Genomic DNA, 17208 nt, shown 5'->3' with positions numbered 1-17208 from the left:
GGCCGTCGCCCCCGTGCCATCCCGAGCGCCAAAGGCAACGCCGCGCCCCGCGCGCCGGCCTGCGCCTCCGCCGCCAACGAAAGAAGGCGGCCCCGGCTTCCCGGGGCCGCCTTGCGGACGCGGATGCGGGGCGCGCCGCCCTTCCCTACTTGCTCTCGAGCTGGGGGATCGGGGTCTCGTCGAGCTCGGCGAGGTTGCCCTCGTAGACGTAGTGGCGCGTCTCGCGCGCGATCAGGCCGGAGAGCAGCAGCACCATGATGATGTTGGGCACGGCCATGAGCGCGTTGGTGATGTCGGAGATGGTCCAGACCACGTCGCCGATGCCGATGGCGCCCAGAAACGCCACGATCACGTAGAGCACCTGGTAGGGGCGGATGGCCTTCTTGCCGAACAGGTAGGTGACGCAGCGGTTGCCGTAGTAGCTCCAGCCCAGGATGGTGGAGTACGCGAACAGGATCATGCCGAACACGAGGATCGGCGTGCCGATGTAGGGGATCTCGGCGAACGCGGCGCTCGTGAGCTGCGCGCCGGCGGTGATGGAGCCCGCCGCGATCTGCGCCTGCAGGTCGGCGTTTCCGAGCATGGTGGACACGAGCACGAGGCCCGTGAGCAGGCAGATGACCACGGTGTCCCAGAAGGTGCCCGTCATGGAGACGAGCGCCTGGCGCGCCGGGTTGCGCGTGGAGGCGGCGGACGCCACGATGGGCGCCGAGCCGAGGCCGGACTCGTTGGAGAACAGGCCGCGCGCGCAGCCGAACTGCAGCGCCAGCATGAGGCCGCTCCCCAGGGCGCCGCCGAACGCCGCCTTCGGCGTGAAGGCGCACTCGACGATCAGGCACAGCGCCGGCCAGACGTACTCCCAGTTCATGCCGAGGATCATGACGCAGCCCCACGCGTAGGCCAGCGCCATGAACGGCACGAGCTTCTCGCACACGCGCGAGATCACCTTCACGCCGCCGAAGATGACGGCCGCCACCATGATCACGATGGCCAGGCCGATGCCCCAGGTGGGGATGCCCGGCAGGTTCGTGGTGATGACCTCGGTCATGGCGGAGGACTGCACCGCCGAGCCGATGCCGAACGAGGCGATGGCGGCGAACGCCGCGAACGCGCCCGCGCCGAGCATCGCCCACCACGGGGTGGTGCCGTCGTCCTTCTTGAAGGCGCGCTTCCACGCGTACATGGCGCCGCCGAGCATGTTGCCGTTGTGGTCCTTCACGCGGTACTTCACCGCGGCGAACGTCTCGGAGTACTTGGTGGCGATGCCGAACACGCCGGTGAGCCACATCCACAGCACCGCGCCCGGGCCGCCCGCGATGATGGCCGTGCCCACGCCCACGATGTTGCCCGTGCCGATGGTGGCCGACAGCGCCGTGCACAGCGCGCCGAACTGGCTGATGTCACCCGGAGCGTCCGGGTCCTTGGTGATCGACAGCTTGATGGCCGTCGGCAGCTTGCGCTGGATGAAGCCCGTCCTGAAGGTCATGAAGATGTGCGAGCCCAGAAGGAGGACCAGCATCGGAATGCCCCAGACGAAGCTGTCAACCGCATTGATGACGTCGATTACCGCTTCCATAACGTCTCTTTTCCCTTGTGTGGTGAACCGTTTCCCGTGACGCGAGAGAGCTTGTGTCGAAAGGGGTTTTGCTCGACGGGACAACCGATGGGATGACCTGCGGGGTGCGGCGAAAGCCGTTTCGGCAGAAGCACTTTAACGCGCTAAAGCAGCTGCATTATAGGCAGAAGCGAACGCTCGATTTGTTAACAAACTGAAAACTGTCAGCGAACGGGGAGCACGCGCCGCCGCGTGGCAAGGCGGCCGCCGGCAAGCGGCAGGCGGAAGGGAAGGCATGCGAAGCTGCGCGGGCGCAAGCGTGGGCGCAAGCCCCGGCAAGCGGCAGGGCTACTTCCCCTTGACGACGGGGATGGGCGCGTCATATGCCTCGTCGAGGTGGCCCTCGTAGACGTAGTGGCGCGTCTCGCGCGCGATCAGGCCGGAGAGCAGCAGGATGGCGATGATGTTCGGCACGGCCATGAGCGCGTTGCCGATGTCCGAGATCGTCCAGACCACGTCCCCCACCCCGACGGCGCCCAAGGCCGCCACGATCACGTACACCACCTGGTACGGGATGTTGGCGCGCCGGCCGAAGAGGTAGGTGACGCAGCGGTTGCCGTAGTAGCTCCAGCCCAGGATGGTGGAGTAGGAGAACGCCACCATGCCGAGCACGAGGATCGGCGTGCCCAGGTACGGGATCTTCGCGAAGGCCGTCGAGGCCAGCGCCGCGCCCGTGTAGATGCTCGGGTTCTCGAGGATCTGCGCCTGGATGTCAGGGTAGCTGATCATGGTGGACACGAGCACGAGGCCCGTGAGCAGGCAGATGACCACCGTCGACCAGAACGTGCCCGTCATGGCGATGAGCGCCTGCTCGGCGGGGTTTCTGGTCTTGGCGGCCGCCGCCACGATGGGGGCGGTCCCCAGGCCGCTCTCGTTGGAGAACAGCCCGCGCGCGCAGCCGTACTGCAGCGCCGTCGCCAGGCCGCTCCCCACGGCCCCGCCGAACGCCGCCTGGGGCGTGAACGCGCACGTGAGGATCATCAGAAGCGCCTCGCCGAGGACGCTCCAGTTCAGCACCATGATGACGAGGCACCCTGCCGCGTATGCCGCGGCCATGAAGGGCACGAGCTTCTCGCACACGCGCGAGATCGACCTCACGCCGCCGAAGATGACGGCCGACACCGCGACCACGATGACCACCGCCACGGCCTCCTTGGGGATGGCCGGGATCGACGAGGTGATGATGCCCGACATGGCGGAAGCCTGCACCGCGCTGCCCGTGCCGATGGTGGCGATGACGGCGAACGCCGCGAAGGCCACCGCGCCCGCCTTCGCCCACCAGGGAGTCGAGCCGTCCGCGCGCGCGAAGGCGCGCTCCCACACGTACATGGCGCCGCCGAGCATCTGGCCGGCGTGGTCGCGCACGCGGTACTTGATGGAGGCGTACACCTCGACGTACTTCGTGGCGATGCCGAAGACGCCGGCGATCCACATCCAGAGCACCGCGCCCGGCCCGCCCGCGAGGATGGCAGTGGCCACGCCCACGATGGAGCCGGTGCCGATGGTGGCCGCGAGCGCCGTGGCCAGCGCGCCGAAGTTGGAGATGTCGCCCTTGCCGTCGGGGTCGCTCGCGAGCGACATGCGGATGGCGGCCGGCAGCTTGCGCTGGATGAAGCCCGTGCGGACGGTGAGGTAGAGGTGCGTGCCCAGGAGCAGGGCTATCATGGCGGGACCCCAGACGAAGGAGTCGATGGCGTTGAGTATCTCAGTCATAGTGGTTCGCCATTGTAACCTCGCGCCCGCGCCCGCGCCGCGACGATTCGGCGAAATCCCCGCCCCGCGAAAAATGCGGGGTGAGCGGGCTACTCCCCGGGCAGCGTGGACTTAATCCAGGACTTCATGCGCGGATAGTCCTCCGTCGAGGTCTTGTAGACCGTCGCGAACGAGAGCGTGAAGTATCCGTGGGCGTAGACGTCGCGGGTTCTCGCCGCAAAGCGCAGCTCCGTATCCGGATGCTGCGCGTAGAACTCGGCGCTGAGCCTCTTGGCGAGCTCGCCTATGTTGATCGATGTCATCGATGCAGCACGCTCAACGGTTTCGCTTCCGAGAAACTCAGCTTGGCTCATGCCGTCAAGCAGCTGCTCCAGGTATTCGATCTCCGAAACGATCTTCTCGAGGATCCTGCGGTCACGCTCGTTCATAGAGCGGCACCACCTTCGTCACCTGCAGAAGCGACCCGTCTGGTGGGGGATCCTGGACGACGTCGACGGAGAGGCCGAGCTGCTCCTCCATGCTCGACAGCACCTTGGCCAACGTGATCAGGCTCACGATAGCCGACTCGAACGAGACGAGCAGGTCGACGTCAGAGGCTTGGGAGGCGCGTCCCTCGGCGTAGCTTCCGAAGAGGGAGACGCGCGCAATCCGCTCCTCCTCGCGAGCGCGCGCGTTATAGGCGACGACAGCCTTCGAGACCGCGCTTCTCAGCTCGTCAAGCGAATACGGAGCCATGGCCACCTCCTTCGGTCAAGCAAAGGCATGGGCTCATTATACTGCGGAGGCATGCGTCAGCGGGTCTTGAAGGTGAAGGTCGCGGGGTTGGCGGTCTGCAGCCAGGCGAGGTAGGTGTCGGGGCTGTGGGCCGTGAGCGCCGAGGTCACGTCGATGCTGGCGAGCTCACCTGCCGCCTGCGCGAGCGCCCCGCCCGAGCCCTCCGACGCCCGCGCGAGCGCCGCCGCGCACGCCTCGAGCGCGTCAGCGGGCAGCGGGCTCTGGCGCCTGTCTCCCACCACCTCGCAGCGCGTGATGGCGGAACGAGCGGCGCTCATGCGGTTGTACGCCGCGCGGTAGGCCACGTGCTCCCGCGCGGGGAGCTCGACCGTCGTGCCGTACGCGCCGTAGCCCCATGCGGCAAGCGGAAGGCTCGGCACCGCGTCAGCCGGGTTCGCCACGTTGAAGATGCCCGCGTACGCCCCGCCGGCGCGCTCGGGCGCGCGCGTGCTGTTCGGCGCGGCGAACGTGTAGGCGTGCACGCCGGCGTACGACCCCTCGTCGATCAGGTCGGCAGCCAAGAGGTTCGCCACCGCCCCTCCCCTGCTGTGCCCGCAGAGGAGCACGTGGGTGGTGCGCGGGTCGAGGCCGAAGCGCTCCAGGTAGGCGCCGAGCGCCGAGCGCGCCTCGTCGGCGGCGCGCGCGAACCCGCGATGGTCCGCCTCGCCCGCTTCGGGTCCGAGCGCGCAGTTGAAGTTGCTCAGCCACTCGCTCCCGTAGGTGCCGCGCACGCCCACGAGCACCACGTCGCCTGAGGCGCGCCCGTCGGCGGCGACGAGCTCCTTGCGCGCGATCGCGTAGGCCGCCACGTCCGTCGAGCCGGTGAGCATGTTCGCCACCTCGTCGGCCACGCGGCTGCGGCCCTCGTACGCGCTCACGTCGACGTCGCGGAAGCCGAGCGCCCCCAAGGCCTCGACCGCGTAGGCACGGCCCCCGGGCGCGCCGTAGCTCGACTGCGCGTTCACCGCGGCGCTCAGCGCGGCGCACGTCGCGGCCAGGTCGTTGTTGTAGGCGCGGGAGCCGCCGATGAGCCACGCGTCGTCGAAGGCCACCTGGGCCTCGGCCACCTGCCCGCCGCCCACGCCTGCCAGCTCGCTCGCGTAGGCGACCGTGGCCGGCTCAGGGCGCTCGGCGGACGAGACGGCCAGCGAGCGCGTGAAGGCGTCCTGGGCGAGCGCCGTCGGGGCGGGTGCCGCAAGCGCCGCGTCAGGCGCGCGGCGCACCATGTCGGCTATGACCGCCGAGGCCGCGTGCGCGCCCGCCGCCCCGAGCGCCAGCATGAGCACGAGTCCCAGCGCCACCACGCGGACCAGCGTCGACGTCTTCTCCTCAGCCACGGCCGTCTCCCTTCGCTCCAGCTCCCGCCGTCTTCGACAGTTCAAAGTCTAGAGAGCGAACCTTACCGCAGCCTTACACGCCCATGACATTTTTCTCGGCGTTTCCAACGCGTTGAGAAGAAAGGGCAATAAGGGGCGCTATTCAGACCCCACGAAAGCCCCCAAGAACTGGGCGGCAGCAACGTAAAGGGGATGGCGGGCATCGGCGGCGAGCCGCGTGGCGAAGCCCGGCATCCACGCGAGCGCATGCTCGTTGAGAAACTCGTCATAAGCCGCGGTCGGCGAGCCTCCCGGAAGCCCATCCTCAACCACCTCGCCTGCGGCTTGCGCGGCGAGGCGGCACATGAGCTCGAGCTCGGTGGCGACGTGGTCAAGCGGCTCGTTGGTGCCCTCGGGCCTCCCCAAGCCGCACGCACGGCAGAAGCGCTCCACCTCCATGGAATGCGGGTTCACGAACAGCAGCGCCGGCACGCCCTCGGCCCGCGCGCGCCACACGCCCTCGTAGGGCGAGCACGCCGGCTCAGGCGCACCCACGAACAGGCGCGTCGCCTCGGGGCGCAGCGCGCGCAAAAGCTCCTCGGCATCCGGAGCCGGGCGGCTTCCGGCCACGGCCGAGCCCGCGCTCGCAGACTCGCCCGAGCCAAGGCTCCCGCAACCTGCGCCCGCACGCTCCCCTTCCGCACCGGGCAGGCCCGCGCCGAATCCCTCGGGCAGCGCGAGCCCGAGCGCCGATGCTATCTCGCACGTGGCGTCGAGCCACTCCCCCGACGCCACGGCCTCGGCCAGCGTCGTGCTCGGGTAGCGCAGCGTCAGCGCCAGAAGCTCGCAGGCCGCAGCCCGCGCCGTCCATGCTTCGCCAATCACGCCCATCCCCTTCTCCCATCCCCACGGCTCAATCTTGAGCTCGCGAACCGCAAAGCCACCTGCGCACGGCTCTGCCACATTGTACGAAACGATTGGAAAGACATTCTCCGCACCAAGTCCGCCGTCTTCCACGACGCCCGGCAGGTTCCGCACGTGAAACATGACCGACCCGTCTTGTCCGTCTCGCCTGTACGGCATGCCCATGCGATCCAAGCGCTCGCACACCACCGGCACGTCAGCGTCAAACGCCTTCGCCGTCTTCCAGAAGAAGTCCTCGGCATCCATCTCCCAAAAGCGCTCGTCGAGCGCATACGCTGCGTTTTGCTGACGAATCTGGCTGCGGTTCTTGTTCTCGAGCGAGCAATAGTGCACGCCAAGCGATAGTCCTTCGCTGACGGCGTACTCCAACAGCTCAAGACACATGAGCTCGCTGCGCGCCACCGGCAGCCCTCCTGCATAAGCGTAGTCATAGGGCACGGCAAACGGCGGGCTCGCCACGGCAAGGCCCCGACGCGCGAACTCTGGCCAACCCCCCATGGGATAGCCGAACTCCAGCAGATTGATCCCAAACGCGCCCATCTCGTCAAGACCGCGCAAAAGCGCGCGCATCTGCACGCCCGTCCCGGGAATGGCCGGCATCTCCACCATGACATGCGGCACGTAGCGCTGCGCCAGGCGCGCGCGACGCAACGCCTCGTCCACCTCCCCGAGATGAACGCTTCCCCCGGCTCCAACCTCATCAGGCTCGAGCTTCACCGACAAGCGAAGCTCATCAAGACCCGCATCGGCGAGGCGCGCAAGCAAGGACTCGTCGAGGAAATCCCCTGCCGTGTAGATCCGCAGGTGCGCACGGGGGGCGCGATGACGCGCATGCGCCAGAAACGCCACTGCCTCGTCAGCATGCAAGAGAGGCTCGCCGCCCGTGAGGCCCACGCAAGCCACATCGGGGTGCTCGTCAAAAAACGAGTCCAGCTCGCCCTTCCAACCCACATCAAGCCGCTGCGACTCTTTGAAGCCGACTTGGTTGCGATTGAAGCAATAGTAGCAGCTGCGGTTGCATGCGAGCGAGAGAAAGAACGTTTGGCTGCACGCTTCGCCCGTACACGCCTCGCATGCTGGCGACAAGCTGCCCCAGAGCACGCTCGCACCACCGTTGCGCACGATCGCGCCCGCCGCGCGCAGGCGGTCGCGCGCCGCACTCGCCGCCTGGTCAAAGAACGCACGATCAACCAAGTCGATGCCCTGATCGGCAAGCGCGCGTACATACTCACAGCCGATTTCATCGTACTCCGCCATCCACGCGGCGAGCATGGGGCGGGCGCACAGGACTTCGCCCCCCAATGCCATACCTCCTCGCATGCGAAAACTCGCCAGCTACCAGCCTTCGCCGCCATCTGTCACGCTGCGGCGAACGCACCTCAACGCAGAATCGGCAACGAGCGCCAGATGCATCAGCAAGAGCGCGAGTAATGCCTTCGCCGCAACTGCGTGCAGCGGATTCCAAAAATAATACCCCGTGGCATACAAGCCAAACGCTGGCAGCACCGCACCAGACATCATGACGCCCGACACCGTGCACGCGGCCAGCGCCACCAACAGCAGCACATCGAGCACTGCACGACCCGCCCACCTTGCGCAAAGCGATCCCGCACGGGCCGACATGATGCGATCAGCGCGAAGCGCAGCGTGCATGAGCAGGGCAATCGTCAGAACCAGAGCAGCCCACTCATGCAGCGCCACGCCTGTCACACCCGGAAAGGAGATGACCGCATAAAACACCAGCAGCGCCGCCGACGAAAAGACGCGAAGCGATCCTCGCATCATCCTCACCTCACCTTTCGCGCTACCAGCACAAGGCTTACCACCAGCACCGCCGGCATGAGGATCCACAGGTTCAGGCTCGCGTCGGAAGCCTGGTGGTAGCGGCCGCGCAGGGTGTCCCACGCGTGGCACTCCGCGCTCGCGCACCCCGCCTCGGGGCAGGCCATCTCGTGGACGCCGTCCGGCTCGGGCACGTCATCGTAGCCGTGGCAGGCGCCGGAGGCGCAGCCCGTGGCCGGGCACGCCGACTCGGGCACGACCGCCCGCGGCGCCAGCGCCGAGCACGCACGCGCACGCCAGCGCGAACACCGCGAGCGTCGCTAGCAGCTTTCTTGGCATGAGCGCTCCTCGGCATCGACCAAACCAGATGACGCCGCGGGCAAAAGCCACGCGGCTCCAAGAGAGCGCCTGCCGCCCGGGGGAACCAGGCGGCAGGCGCTGACGAGGGGCTGTCAGTCCTCAGCCGGCTTGAGCGGCAGGTAGCGCAGGCCCGCCAGGAAGACGAGCGCGCCGAGCGCCACCACGCCGAGCGCCACGCCGACCTCGAGCGGCGTCGGGCAGTACACGAGCCCCGCGTACGCGCCCGCCAGACCCGCATCCCAGTTGGTGACGGTGTGGCTGGTCATGGCGCCGGGCAGGTCGAGGTTGGCGATCTGGAAGCCGCCGACGAGCAGCTGCACGCGCTTGCAGAAGATGGCCGCGATGGCCAGCAGGGACGCCGCCGCCAGCAGCGGGCTCGTGCGCAGCCTCGGCGTGAAGCACACCACGGCGCACGCGGCGCAGCCCAGGACCTCGGCCCAGAAGAACGGCGCGAGCGGGCCCGCCACGAGCATGCCCACCACCTCGGCGCCGGAGGCCGCCGGGAACGCCTCGGTCAGCAGGTCGCAGCCGAGGAAGTAGAGGTCGACGCACACGAACGCGCCGAGCAGCTTCGCGAGCCTCACCACGTGGGCCTGGTCGAGCTCAAAGTAGCCCGCGCGGCGCAGCGCGACCGCCACCACGAGCACGAGGCCGGTGCCGCACACGAGCGCAGAGGATACGAACCACGGGCCGAGGAGCGCCGTGTGCCAGAGCTCGTGGGACTGCTGCAGGCCGAAGATCCAGGCCGTCACGGAGTGCACGAGCACGGCGCACACGAGCGCCACCACGGCGATCACGCGCAGGGCGACATGGCTCACCCTGCCCCTCTCCGCCTGAAGCTGCGCCCAGAGGTACACGCACGACAGGACCAGGTAGGTGCCGATCACCACGATGTCCCACATGAGCGGGCTCCCGAGGTTGGAGTAGACGAACAGCTCCCACACGCGCGCGGGCTGGCCGAGGTCGACCACCACGAAGCCGATGGCGCACACCGTCGAGGCGATGGAGGTCATGACCGCCACCTTCGAGATGCCGCCGAAGCCCGCGATGCCGAACGCCCTGGGCACCGAGGAGATGATGAGGCCGCCTGCGGAGAGGCCCACGAAGAACATGAAGCACGTGATGTAGAGGCCCCAGCTGTCGAGGTTGCGCATGCCGGTCTGCACCATGCCGCCCGAGAGCTGCAGGGCCCACAGCGCCACGCCCGCGACCGCGAGCAGCGCGCATGCGATGATGGCGATCCGAAGCCCCGATCCCCCGAACTGAGGCGAAGGGGCCTTGGCCGACTTCGCGGCCGAAACGTTCTCTGTCATGAAGATCACCCCTAAACCAGGTAGTAGACGGAAGGCTTGGTGCCCTTCTCGGGCAGAAGCTGCATGTACTCGCGCGCAGCAATAACCTGCGACACCTCAGACGTCGGGTCATCGAGGTCACCCCAGTGGCGCGCGCGAGCCGGGCACAAGTCCATGCACGACGGCACCTCGTCCTTCGTGATTCGCTGGTAGCAGAACGTGCACTTCTCCACGACATGCTTCTGATGCGCCGGCGCGTCGGCGTCGCCGATCGCATACGGCGTCTGATACCGCGGCTCCTCCCAGTTGAAGCTGCGCACGCCCGTGTAGGGGCACGCCGCCATGCACATGCGGCAGCCGATGCACTTGTCGTAGTCCTGGCGCACCACACCCGTGTCTGGATCCTGGTAGGTGGCGCCCACCGGGCACACCTTCACGCATGCCGGGTTCTCGCAGTGCTGACAGCCCACCGTAATGTAGCGCATGCGCACACGAGGGAACTCGCCCGCCGGCGTATCAGGCACGTCGCCGCCGTCAGTCAGCACCCGCGTCCAGAAGATGTCGTTCGGAATGTTGTTGGCCATCTTGCAGGCGATCGTGCAGGCGCTGCAGCCCACGCAGCGCTTCGTGTCAATTGCCATTCCGTAATGCATGTCACACCCCCTATGCCTTCTCGACTTCGCAGAGGAAGTCGTAGAACGCGCTGTTCGAGCAGAAGTCGTTCATGTAGACGCTCGTCAGGTCCTGAGAGTGTCCCTCGATGAACTGGTCAGCCTGGAAACCGTGAGGAATGGACACGACGCCCGGCTTGATGCCTTCAGTTACCATTGCCTTGAGCACCACGTATCCATGGTCGTTGTACGCGCGCACCACATCGCCCTGGCTTATGCCGCGCGCCGCCGCATCGGAGGCGTTGATCTTCAGCTCAGGCTCGGGTTCCAGCTCGCGCAGAAGCGGCGTGTAGGCGCACTGTGAGTGCACATGGTACTTGTGATGCTGGCTACAGCCCATGAGCGGGTACTTCTCACGCAGCGGGTTGTCCCAGTAGGCTTCCTTGGCGTCCTCGTAGTAGGGGTAGCGCTCATAATCGGCCACCTTCTGGCCGAAGATGTTGCGCGGCGTGGGCTTCTCCAGGTAGAACTTGAAACGGCCCGTCTCGGTGCTGGGGTAGCGCGCCACGTCAGCGCCCTTCGGATACAGGTACGTGCGCACGAACTTGCCCGACTTGAAGGCATCGTAGGTGCACCCGGCAGCCTTGTTCATGTCGGTGTCGATGACCTCACGCAGGAAGTCCTCGTCAGACTTCGCATACAGCTTGCCGAGCCCCATGCCTTCTGCCACCAGGCGCATGATCTCCAAGTCGGTCTTGCACTCATAGAGCGGCTCGATGGCCTTGTGCATGTACAGCGGATAGGGAGTGGGACAGCCTCCGTCGAAGTCCTCCACCTCGAACGCATGCGGAACAGGCAGCAGGATGTCCGCCCACTGCGCCGTGTCAGTCATGTTCACGTCAGCGCACACCACGAAGTCGACCTTCTTCACAGCCTCGATGAGCTCGAGCCGGCCCGACTCGCACGACAGCATGTTTCCGTTGTGGCACCACAGGACACGCAGGTCAAGCGGTTTTCCCGCCCACTGCTTGGTCTCCATCACCTGCGGCAGGTACATGCCGCAAAAGTTCGCACCAGGGCGACCCATCATAAAGGCCCTTGAGTTGGTGGGGAACGCCGCCGGCGACGTGGCTCCGCAGACCGCCGCGCCCGGCTTGCCCGCGTTGCCCGTCATGGCGCAGATGAGCGCCAGGTTCTTGTAGTTGTGATGCGAGTTCACGTGATGCCCGAAGCCCTGGAAGGTCATGACGAACACGGGACCCTCGGTGGCGTAGACGCGCGCGAGCTTCTCGATGTCTTCGGGGGCGAGGTCGCAGATCTCTGCCGCCTTCTCCACCGTGTAGTCTCCGATGCGGTCGAGGCATTCCTGAAGCGTGGTCTTTACCGCGAAGTCGCCCGCCACGTACGACCCCAGGATAGCCGGCGATGACGCCTCGCCAAGCGGCTTGTACGTGCCCGCCGCCTCATCCCACACCACCACAGGATCGATGACCGTGGGCATGCCCGTGTACTGGTCAGCGGGCCCTTCGCTGGTAGGCGCGCCGAAATCGCTCATGCGCAGGTAGGTGCCGTCCTCCTTCACGAGGAAAGGGGCCACGGAGTTGTTGCACAGAAAGCCCTCGTCCATGAGGTCGTTCTCGTAGATGTAGTTCGCCATGGCCAGCATGAGCGCTCCGTCGGTGCCAGGGCGAATGGGCAGGTACCAGTCTGAGTGCATGGCTGATGCCGTGAACTGCGGGTCGATGGTGATGAACTTGGCGCCCTTCTCGCGCGCATCGCACACGAACTGCCATGCATGCACATACGCCTCGGCGGGATTGCCGCCCCATGATATGATGACGTTGGCGTTGGCTGCGTCAGTGAAGGCGTTGCCGTTGTTGCGCAGCTGCAGCATCTGCTCGTGAATCTGCGCGTTGTCAGCCCCCGCGCCAAGGATGGTGGCGCCGAGGCCCGTGATGAAGCGCCCGTAGGCGATGGACATGTAGCCCGCCTGCGCGCCGTTGAGCACGCCGTAGGACGCGTACGATGACCAGAAGCCGACAGAGGTGGGGCCCGCCTCGGCCACGGCGGCCTGCATCTTGCCGACGATCTCGGCAATGGCGTCATCCCAGCTGATGCGCTCCCACTCGCCAGCCCCGCGCTCGCCGACGCGACGCATGGGGTACTTCAGGCGGTCGGCGTCGTAAACGCGCTGGGGCTGCGTGTAGCCCTTAACGCACAGGCGGCGCCACGGCGCGTCCTCGCCAGGGTAGTCCTCGGCGGAGACCTTTACCACCTTCCCCTCGCGCACGGTTACCTTCATGTGGCACTTGCTGCCGCAGTTGCCGCGACACGCGCTGCGAACGACCTGCTCCTCCACCGTTTCCTCAGCATGCGCCTCGGTCGGCGCAAGCCCCGCAAGGCTCACCTCTGCGCCTGCAAGCGTCACCGCGCCCGCAACCGCCCCTGTCGTCTTGAGAAAACTTCTACGAGTAAGCCCGCCTTGCGAGCTGTTCGTCCCCGTCATTTCTCCTCCTCGATAAACAGACGAGGCATTCCCCCTGAGCTTCCACGACGTCAGCTGCGCAACTGTCATCGCAGAACCGATTCACGAGGAACGCCCCACGTACCAACGTGGAATCGGCCTGATTCTCCCGACGACATATTATCATATTTAACTAGTTCAATGTAGATGTAGTTTTATGCTAACTGGGAGAGAGGCGGAGCCGGGGCCTCAACCCCACGAAGCCCCTCCTACTTCCCCATGATCTTGCCAAGATCAAAGCCGTCGGCAAGGCCCGAAGGAGCCAGGAGCACTCCCTTGCCGTCACGCGCTCCCTCGTAAGCCAAGTTCATGGCACGCAGCTGCATGGCGCGCGGATTGCGATCATACACCTCGGCAGCCTCCACGAACATCTCGGAGATGTCCTTCTCGACCTCGGCGAGGATCGTACGCGCATTGCGCTCTCGTTCAGCCTGCGCCTCCTTCGACAGGGCATCTTGCAACTCAAGCGGCACCACGATGTCGCGAACCTCCACGCTCATGACGGTGATGCCCCACTGCTCGCACTTCTGGCTCATGACGTCTTGGAGCTCGCGGTCGATCTGCCTGCGGCGCAGCGACAAGTCAGCCAGGTTGACCTGCCCGATGGCATCGCGCATGGCCGTCTGCGCGCTCCACAACACTGCCTTGGGATAGTTCTCCACCTCCAAGCACGCCTTCTTGGCATCCCACACCATCCAGAACAGCACCGCGTCCACGTCAACGGGCACCAGGTCAGCCGTCAACGCAGCCTCGGCAGAGAAAGCCGACGTCATCACACGCTGGTCAACGTGCATGGACACATGCTCGACAAAGGGAGCGCATGCGTAGAGGCCCGGGCCGGCGACGCGGCTAAAGCGCCCGAAGCGCAGCACCACCACACGCTCCCACTGGGGGGCCACGCGCACGCACCCCGCCAAGAGCGCCCCCAGCGCCACTCCCGACACCAGCGCTGGCGCGCCAAGCGCGCCAGCAAGCGTCGAGACACCCGCCACCGCAGCAAATCCCGCTGCAAATATGGCGAACGCAAACAAGAACACGCTCGCTCTCGTGGCTTCGTTCGGCTCAAGCTCGGTCATTGCGATCGCGCGCCGCGCATCATTGCGCGCGGTCGACTCCTCGCGGCTTCCACGCAAGCTGAACTTCATAGACTACCCCTCCGTTGCCTCAAGACGCCCTTTCACTAGACCCACGATATTCTGTCGCGGTATGCCAAGCTCACGGCACTGCTGGATGAACGCATCCGCCAACGAGTCAGCAGCATTGCATGCCGCGTCAGCGTTCTTCAGATAGCCATCATGAACAAAGGTGCCCCGACCGCGCTTTGACACGATGTAGCCGTCACGTTCGATGTCCCGATAGACCTTGCTGACCGTGTTGTAGTTGATGCCGAGGTCAACGGCCATCTCTCGCATAGTCGGCAGCCTATCGCCGATCTCATATGCCCCTGACGTAATGAGGTAGATGAGCCTGTTGCGCAGCTGCAGCCAAATGGGGATGCCGCTGTTGTCGTCGATGGTTATCTGAACGGTTCTGTCGGTCACGTTTGCCCTATTCCCTGGTGTAGCCCTTGGCGCAGTTCGCCTGTCAGCATCATAGCGCACCTGCAACCAGCGGAGTATAGAGCGCTGCCGCCACAACGCAATATCTCAAGGCAAGCCCACCGGCAAGCAAGGAGCATGCTGCCGCCAGCGCCGCCGCTGCCGAGGGCCGTCCACGTGTGACCAGGTGCGTTACAAGCGGAAGAGCGATCCCCGCGCCGATGACGCCACCCCAAAACGGCAGCGCTAGCGATCCGGTCAGCAACAGAGCGCACGACGCGCGCGCCACATCAGTATAGCCCCACTGCACTGCCATCAGGATGCCGAGGGCCACAGCCTCCACAATCCCGAAAGCCCCCGATACGCGCCACAAGCCGCCCTCGACGCTGCGCAAATGCGCGAACGACAGCGTGTCGACCACTATGATGAGCGCTATCCCGCATGAGAGCGACGAGACCACGAACAGAACCACGAGCCACGGCGTGTGCCAGAAGTCAACGGACACGAGGTCGGATAGCAGCAAGCCTGTGTAGGCCATAGTCCCCGCCGCGAGAGCAAGCCCCACGACAGAGCAGACAACCTGCATTACGCGCGGAACCTCGGCTAACGCCAGGCTCGCAACAGCAAGCACCGTTGAGATCAACGTGAGCAGCGCCACGAGCCATGCGCCTATCGACATCACCGACTGGAAAGGCGCCGTAATGACAACCCACGCGCGCTCGACAACACCGAGGTCAGATACGAGCAGAACGCATGCGAGCAGCAGCAGGCACGGAGCCGCGTAGAATCCCGGCTGGATCGCGACAACCGCACGCTCCGAAGCGTCGCTGCGGCGAACCGCATCCCACACGCAGCAGGCCGCAGCCGCGAAGAACGCCCCTGCCCCCGCCCCCGCGCAGAAGAGGTACCCCACTATGTAGCCGCTGAAGACCAAGGCATTCGCCTCCGCCCCGTATGCCGACGCGTCAAGGGCAGTATAACACTATTGTCATAGGGATATAGATAAATAAGGACGTCTGAGCAGGCGTGCGCAGAATGCAAAGCGCGACGGGGCGCAAACGCGCGCGGGGCGAGGAACCCGTCCTCGCCCCGCATCATGGGCTTGTCTTGCTGCGGCAGCGCGGCGTCACGCCGGCGTCGGCCTGCCAGCTGCCAGCGCCTCCCTACTCGAAGCGGTAGAGGTCGCGCGTGGCCTTCTGGAACGCCTCGTACACCTCGAGCGCGACGGCCTCGTCGGTGACCAGCTCGAACGCGGCGGGCTGGCCCTCCTCGTCGACCTCGGTCACCTCGAGCAGCACCACCTCGCCCGACGAGCACGCCGGGGAGTCCTCGTCAACCGGGAAGAAGAACCCGTACGAGCGCCCCTCGTGCAGGACGAGCCCCAGAAACTCGAGCTCGACCACGTCGCCCCGCTCGTCTTCGAACGAGAACGTGACGCCCTCCTCCACCGGGGGGCAGAAGTTCGGCGCGCTTCCCTCGCGTATGCGTCCCTGCTCGGCCATGGCTAGCTCCTCCCGTGCTTCTTGGGCTTCTTCTTGTTGCCGGTGCTCTTCTGCGGCGCCTTCTCAGGCGCGGAAGCCGCCGCGGCCGCCGCCTCGAGGCGCGCCAGCGGCACCTGCGCGATGGGCTCGCTGCCCGCGTGCTCGAACCCGAAGCGGGCGATCTCGGTCCCGTACTTCTTCTGCAGCTTGGCGAACTTCGGCTCGCGCGTCTTCCACATCGCGTACAGCGGCGTGGCGATGGCGATGGACGAGTACGAGCCGGCGATGAGGCCGATCGACATGGCGAACGCGAAGTCCTTCAGCGTCTCGCCGCCGAACAGAAGCATCGCGAACACCGGGATGAACGACGTCAGCGTGGTGTTGACGGTGCGGATGAGCACCTGGTTGACGGAGTGGTTCGCCATGGTCATGAACGTGCAGCGGATGCTCTCGCCGCTCATGTTGTCGTTGATGCGGTGGAACACCACCACCGTGTCGTACAGCGAGTAGCCCAAGATGGTGAGCAGCGCCGCGATGGTGTTGGGGTTCACCTCGCGGCCCACGAGCGCGTAGATGCCCATCACCAGGATGAGGTCGTGGAACAGCGCCACCACGGCCATGATGCCCATCTTGTAGTCGCGGAAGCGGATGCCGATGTAGGCGATGATGAGCACGAGCGACACCAAGAACGCGATCAGCGACGACTGGATCACGCTTGCGCCCCAGTCGGGCCCGATGGTGGTCACCTCGAAGCTCTCCGTGGACAGCCCCAGCTCGGAGGCGACCGCGCTGGCGCTCGCCGCGGCGTCCTCGGCGCTCGTGGTGGTGGTGCGCACGAGGAAGCCCTCCTCGCCGTCGGCCGTGGTGGTCTGGATGACCGCGTCGGGCTCGCCCGCGTCGGCGAACGCGTCGCGCATCTGCTCGATGGTGACCTCGCCGGTGTCGTGGAACGCCACCGAGGTGCCGCCCACGAACTCGATGCCGAAGTTCAGCCCGCGCAGGCCCACCACGGCGAAGCACGCGCACATGGCGACGGCCGCCGCGGTGAGGAACACCTTGCGGTAGCCGAGGAAGTTGATGTCGTGCTTGATGAAGCGGCCCTTGACCTTCGGCTCCGGCGCCTTCGCCGACGAGGCGCCCGCGCCCGCCGCCTGGGCGCCAGCCTCGGCGGCCTTCGCGGCCCCGCGCCCGCCGCCTGGGCGCCAGCCTCGGCGGCCTTCGCGGCCCCGGCAGCTCCGGCGGCCTCGGCGGTTCCGGCGGCCTGGGCGCCGTCGGCCT

Annotated in this window: 16 protein-coding genes; all 16 read right to left on the bottom strand. The window is 66.4% G+C overall.

Annotated elements, in window-relative coordinates:
• Positions 1-145 precede the first annotated feature (145 nt).
• Entirely contained in the window at positions 146-1576 is a 1431-nt protein-coding gene (locus tag HRL41_RS08195; RefSeq protein ID WP_172136344.1) for a sodium:alanine symporter family protein, read from the bottom strand.
• A 327-nt stretch (positions 1577-1903) separates the two neighbouring features.
• Complete coding sequence (locus HRL41_RS08190; protein WP_172136343.1) at positions 1904-3328, bottom strand: sodium:alanine symporter family protein; 1425 nt, start codon at positions 3326-3328, stop codon at positions 1904-1906.
• Between the two features lie 89 nt (positions 3329-3417).
• The gene (locus HRL41_RS08185) at positions 3418-3756 is read right to left on the bottom strand and encodes a DUF86 domain-containing protein (RefSeq protein ID WP_172136342.1); all 339 of its coding nucleotides are present in this window, start codon (positions 3754-3756) and stop codon (positions 3418-3420) included.
• Positions 3743-4063: a nucleotidyltransferase family protein gene (locus tag HRL41_RS08180; RefSeq protein WP_172136341.1), complete on the bottom strand. Its 321-nt coding sequence runs from the start codon at positions 4061-4063 to the stop codon at positions 3743-3745. Before HRL41_RS08180 ends, HRL41_RS08185 begins: the two co-directional genes overlap by 14 nt.
• A 56-nt stretch (positions 4064-4119) precedes the next feature.
• Complete coding sequence (locus HRL41_RS12460; protein ID WP_172136340.1) at positions 4120-5439, bottom strand: lipase family protein; 1320 nt, start codon at positions 5437-5439, stop codon at positions 4120-4122.
• Between the two features lie 138 nt (positions 5440-5577).
• On the bottom strand, positions 5578-7644 hold the full coding sequence (locus HRL41_RS12145; protein WP_253904786.1) for a molecular chaperone TorD family protein: 2067 nt from the start codon (positions 7642-7644) through the stop codon (positions 5578-5580).
• A 33-nt stretch (positions 7645-7677) separates the two neighbouring features.
• Positions 7678-8127 carry a DUF4405 domain-containing protein gene (locus tag HRL41_RS08160; protein WP_172136339.1) on the bottom strand — a complete coding sequence of 150 codons (450 nt, stop codon included), beginning with the start codon at positions 8125-8127 and terminating at the stop codon, positions 7678-7680.
• Positions 8128-8129: 2 nt separating this feature from the next.
• Positions 8130-8381, bottom strand: coding sequence for a hypothetical protein (locus HRL41_RS08155; RefSeq protein WP_253904785.1), 252 nt, complete (start codon positions 8379-8381; stop codon positions 8130-8132).
• A 195-nt stretch (positions 8382-8576) separates the two neighbouring features.
• Complete coding sequence (nrfD, locus tag HRL41_RS08150; RefSeq protein ID WP_172136338.1) at positions 8577-9797, bottom strand: NrfD/PsrC family molybdoenzyme membrane anchor subunit; 1221 nt, start codon at positions 9795-9797, stop codon at positions 8577-8579.
• Positions 9798-9808: 11 nt separating this feature from the next.
• Positions 9809-10417: a 4Fe-4S dicluster domain-containing protein gene (locus HRL41_RS08145; protein ID WP_216662596.1), complete on the bottom strand. Its 609-nt coding sequence runs from the start codon at positions 10415-10417 to the stop codon at positions 9809-9811.
• A gap of 22 nt (positions 10418-10439) precedes the next feature.
• A complete protein-coding gene (locus HRL41_RS08140) occupies positions 10440-12893 on the bottom strand; it encodes a molybdopterin-dependent oxidoreductase (protein WP_172136336.1) in 2454 nt (817 codons plus the stop codon).
• Between the two features lie 227 nt (positions 12894-13120).
• A complete protein-coding gene (locus HRL41_RS08135) occupies positions 13121-14056 on the bottom strand; it encodes a slipin family protein (protein WP_172136335.1) in 936 nt (311 codons plus the stop codon).
• A 3-nt stretch (positions 14057-14059) separates the two neighbouring features.
• Positions 14060-14452, bottom strand: coding sequence for a GntR family transcriptional regulator (locus HRL41_RS08130; RefSeq protein WP_371808821.1), 393 nt, complete (start codon positions 14450-14452; stop codon positions 14060-14062).
• 49 nt (positions 14453-14501) lie between these two features.
• Positions 14502-15383, bottom strand: a complete 882-nt coding sequence (gene nrfD / locus HRL41_RS08125) for an NrfD/PsrC family molybdoenzyme membrane anchor subunit (protein WP_172136334.1) — start codon at positions 15381-15383, stop codon at positions 14502-14504.
• Between the two features lie 229 nt (positions 15384-15612).
• Complete coding sequence (locus tag HRL41_RS08120; RefSeq protein WP_216662595.1) at positions 15613-15951, bottom strand: DUF1292 domain-containing protein; 339 nt, start codon at positions 15949-15951, stop codon at positions 15613-15615.
• Positions 15952-15953: 2 nt separating this feature from the next.
• The coding region (gene secF / locus HRL41_RS08115) for a protein translocase subunit SecF (protein WP_172136333.1) at positions 15954-17208 on the bottom strand (1255 nt) is incomplete at its 5' end.

Origin of the sequence: Adlercreutzia sp. ZJ473, assembly GCF_013185065.1 — a bacterium.
Classification (GTDB): domain Bacteria; phylum Actinomycetota; class Coriobacteriia; order Coriobacteriales; family Eggerthellaceae; genus CAAEEV01.
The sequence above is the reverse complement of the archived record's forward strand: the minus strand, read 5'-3'. Positions and strand labels throughout refer to the sequence as shown.